Raw genomic sequence first — 4,595 nt, forward strand, 5'->3', positions numbered from 1 at the left:
GGTTAACATTACGTCACCGAGCTGTCAGCAAAATAACAACACATGGGTGACGCCACTTTTTTACGTGATTTAACGGAAGAGACGCCTAACTAAGGAATACTTATGACAGATACCCTCTACGCCCTCGTTGCGTTCTCACCCATTGTGGTGGCTGCTATTTTACTGGTGGGGTTAAACTGGCCTGCCAAAAAGGCGATGCCGGTTGCCTTTATCATGACAGTCTTGATCGCACTATTCCAGTGGCAAATGAGCGCAGCGCGCGTATCGGCCTCTATTGCCCAAGGACTCATTATCACCGCCGCTGTCCTGTGGATCGTGTTTGGTGCCATCCTTTTACTTAACACGTTAAAGCACACAGGCGCGATCACCGTGATTCGAAATGGTTTTACCACTATCTCGGACGACAGGCGAATACAAGCCATTATCATCGCTTGGTGTTTCGGCTCTTTTATTGAGGGAGCATCTGGGTTTGGGACACCTGCTGCAATTGCCGCGCCACTCTTGGTTGCCATCGGTTTCCCTGCGCTTGCAGCGGTAGTGGTCGGCATGATGATCCAGTCAACCCCTGTGTCATTCGGCGCCGTGGGGACCCCCATTATCGTCGGGGTTAATAAAGGATTAGACAGTCATGCTATTGGTCAGACCCTCACCGCCAACGGCAGCGATTGGGCCACCTACTTGCAGGCAATTACCACGCAAGTCTCGTTTATTCATGCGGTGATCGGCACCCTTATGCCGCTGCTCATGGCTATGATGCTGACCCGTTTTTTTGGAAAAAATAAAAGCTGGAAAGAAGGCTTGGCGGTCGCGCCTTTTGCAATTTTTGCTGGTTTAGCCTTTACGGTTCCCTACGCGCTCACCGGCTGGCTGCTCGGCCCGGAGTTTCCATCACTACTCGGCGGGCTCGTCGGTATTGTGCTGGTCACGATAGCCGCGCGGAAAGGATTTCTTGTTCCCAAGACGCAGTGGGACTTTGATGATGAATCCACGTGGCCGACACATTGGCTAGGATCATTAAAAATGGACCTTAAAATCCAAGATAAACCCATGAGCATGGCTATGGCTTGGACGCCCTATATCTTATTACAAGCTCGTCAATTAGCCCCACTAATGACAGCTGCACGCGAGTCGAGTAAAACACTGATCGGCGCCGGCTTTGTCTTGGTCTTTACGATTCCAATGGTGCGTATTTTTATTAACTCAGGCGTGAATGGTGCCGAACTCGTCAGTATGCCCGTGATGACCGCACGATTTGCCGCTGATCTGGTCGGCGATGGCTTCCCAGCGCTGAGTGCAACAATTGGCGCATTAGGCGCATTTATTGCCGGTTCAAACACCGTTTCGAACATGATGTTTAGTCAATTTCAGTTTGAAGTCGCACAGACCCTGGGCGCATCGACGGTGGTTGTCATTGCTCTACAGGCCGTTGGCGCGGCCGCTGGCAATATGATTGCAATACACAACGTCGTCGCCGCCTCTGCAACCGTTGGCTTACTTGGGCGAGAAGGCGCGACGCTCAGAAAAACGATTTTACCCACGCTGTATTATTTAGTCGCGGCCGGCATTATTGGCATTATATTGGTGAACATACTGCAATTTGCTGATGTGCTCACTGTAGCGTAATCTCAATCCATCAGGCCGAGCGTCTCTCGGCCTGCCTGACCACAAGCGGGCCAGCTAGGCTGACCCCAGCCTTTGTAAACATGAAGGAAAGGAACGCTTATGAATACCCCATCACGTTTGTCGTCAACCCAGCAGCAAACTTTTCTCTCGACGTTGACGGACATCGTGGGCAAAGACAACTTCCTTACCGATAAAAGCCAAACCCAGCACTATCGCATGGGGTGGCGCTCTGGGGGCGGATCGGCACTGGCAGTGATCTTTCCAACCTCGTTAGTGATGCAATGGCGCGTGCTACAAGCTTGTGTTGCAGCCGATGTGGTCATGATTATGCAAGCGGCTAACACGGGGTTAACCGAGGGCTCTACGCCCAAAGGGGATGACTATGATCGTGATGTCGTTATTATCAACACCACCCGCCTCGACGGATTACAATTGATTGATGATGGCAAGCAAGTGATCAGTTTCCCTGGCACCACACTGCATCACTTAGAGAAAACGTTGCGTCCCCACCATCGAGCGCCTCACTCGGTCATCGGCTCGTCGTGTATTGGCGCCTCAATTGTCGGCGGCGTGGCGAACAACTCAGGGGGAGCGCTAGTGAAGCGTGGCCCAGCTTATACGGAATATTCGCTATTCGCGCAACTGACTGAACACGGTGAATTAGTACTGGTCAACCATTTAGGTATTGCCCTGGGTGACGACCCAGAAACCATACTCTCTCGCGTTGAAAAAGGGGATTACCGTCGCGAAGACGTTGTGTTTGACGACCGTAAAGCCTCCGCCCATGACTATGAGCACATCTTGCGTGATGTCGATGCCGACAGCCCTGCTCGTTATAACGCAGATAAACGTCGCCTGCATGAAGTAAGCGGGTGTGCCGGTAAACTCGCTGTGTTCGCTGTGCGACTAGACACCTATCCTATCCCTGAGCGCGAGCAAGTTTTTTATCTGGGTACCAATGATCCAGATGTCTTCAATACGCTGCGTCGACGTGTACTGTCTGAATTGTCGCATTTGCCAGAGGTCGGTGAATACATGCACCGTGATGCCTTTAATATCGCCGAGCGTTACGGAAAAGACGTGTTTCTCGCGATTGGGCAACTGGGTACCGATTCAATCCCCAAGATGTTTGCCTTAAAAGCCCAGATCACCGCCTGGTTAGACAAAGTACCGCTGCTGCCTAAGTCCTTACCCGACAAAGTGATGCAGTATGCCAGTCAATTATTTCCTCAGCATTTACCCAAACGCATGTTGGCATTTCGCGATCGATATGAGCATTACTTGATCGTGAAAGCCTCTGACGAGGGCATTAATGAGATATCCGCCTTTTTAAGCCGCTTTTTTGCCGAGCACCCAGACAGTGACTATTTTGCCTGTAATGCGGATGAAGCCAAAAAAGCGATGTTGCATCGTTTTGCCGCCGCCGGTGCAGCGATCCGCTATCACATTATGCACCACCGGGATAGTGAAGACATTTTGGCTCTCGACATTGCACTAAAACGTAATGAAACCGAATGGCAAGAACACTTGCCCGAAGAGATTGAACAAAACATAGTGACAAAGCTCTATTACGGCCATTTCTTCTGTCATGTGTTTCACCAAGACTATGTGATCAAAAAAGGCGCAGACGTGGCAGCAATCAAAGCTAAGATGCTGGCGCAATTAGAAACCCGCGGCGCGAAATATCCGGCAGAGCATAATGTGGGACACCTTTATGCGGCAGAGCCCGATTTAGCCAACTTTTATCATCAGCTTGATCCAACCAACAGCTTCAACCCTGGGATCGGAAAAACCGGCAAGAAAAAGTACAGCACCGATTGCCAATGTCTTGACCATCAATTGCGGCACCCAACCTCGGATACCGTGACCAAGACAGCAACGTCAGGCTCATCGACAACCGCATCTCACTAGCCGCCGAACAACAAGCGAGTCAAGTCGCGCCTAGAGTGCGACTTTTTCTCGTATAAAGCGGGCAAAACGTGGGATCCCTTTATCCGTCACGCCGTTATAACGTACGACAATGGTCTGCCCCTTCTCAGGCGGGCGTTGACGCTGTTGATCGGTAAAACCAGAGCCAACGTTAAACACAGTGCCATCCGCCATCTGCACTTGGAGTGATCCCATCATTCCGGTCAAACGTCCCTGCCCCGGATTCATTCCCACCACAGACACATCGACTTCTTGGTACGCCTTAAGCTTGACCAAGCTATCAACGCGCGCGCCAAGGTATAAACTCTCTGGATGATGCAGCATCAGCCCTTCGCCACCCGCGTCGGTGATTTGAGCCAAGCGATCGGCCAGTGCTTGGTCATTGGCCACCGGCTGCTGCTCAACCCACTGGATCACGTCGCCTCCTTGCTCGGCCAGACGTTTTAATGCCAGATAGCGCTCAGCAAAGGGGCCTGGATGTTGTGGAAGATCGAACACGTAAAAACCAATACGTTGCCAGTCACTGTCATTTGGCGTCTTATCAAGCACCGTTCGCAATACGGTTTGAAATTCACCGCGCCCAGCCCATAACTCCCCATCAAGGGGCACATTAGGCAAGGCAGCCAGAAACGATTGCGGTGCATGAATGGGATTCCCCTGGCGCGTCAACAATTCCGTGCCGGTCCAGTAGGCCCGAATGCCGTCTAGCTTCTCACTCGCCCAAAAGCCTTGATAGCTTTGTGACGCTAACTGCCCATCCACGCCGTGCATCAATGCCGGTGCCGATGGAGCACTCAATGATATGGCCGGGGATAGCACACAAGCAGAAAGCAAACCAATACTGAGCCGGTTAATATATCGCATCATTGTCCTCCTTATCGCATAAGGCTAAAGGCTAACCAGAATCTAAGCCTAAGCGGTAAAAGGAAGATGATTTTGGCAGTAAGCTAGCAACAGTTATTGTTCGGTAGTGAGGTTTGCAATGCATCGTGATAACTGACTCGCGGGCTTTTTTATGCCTGGTGGGAAAAGGCATAGATGAA

The 4,595-nt window shown here is 51.3% G+C and carries 3 protein-coding genes; 2 read left to right on the forward strand and 1 reads right to left on the reverse strand.

Annotated features, from left to right (window positions below; genetic code table 11):
* Window positions 1-102: 102 nt before the first annotated feature.
* Window positions 103-1,623 carry an L-lactate permease gene (locus BZG79_RS12040; RefSeq protein WP_077774486.1) on the forward strand — a complete coding sequence of 507 codons (1,521 nt, stop codon included), beginning with the start codon at window positions 103-105 and terminating at the stop codon, window positions 1,621-1,623.
* A 99-nt stretch (window positions 1,624-1,722) separates the two neighbouring features.
* On the forward strand, window positions 1,723-3,534 hold the full coding sequence (dld, locus tag BZG79_RS12045) for a D-lactate dehydrogenase (RefSeq protein WP_077676807.1): 1,812 nt from the start codon (window positions 1,723-1,725) through the stop codon (window positions 3,532-3,534).
* Window positions 3,535-3,564: 30 nt separating this feature from the next.
* On the opposite strand, the gene BZG79_RS12050 is transcribed toward dld, so the two are convergent.
* Window positions 3,565-4,419: a DNA ligase gene (locus tag BZG79_RS12050; protein WP_077676806.1), complete on the reverse strand. Its 855-nt coding sequence runs from the start codon at window positions 4,417-4,419 to the stop codon at window positions 3,565-3,567.
* Between the last annotated feature and the right edge of the window lie 176 nt (window positions 4,420-4,595).

The sequence above is a fragment of the Salinivibrio sp. MA427 genome, assembly GCF_001996115.1.
GTDB lineage: Bacteria > Pseudomonadota > Gammaproteobacteria > Enterobacterales > Vibrionaceae > Salinivibrio > Salinivibrio costicola.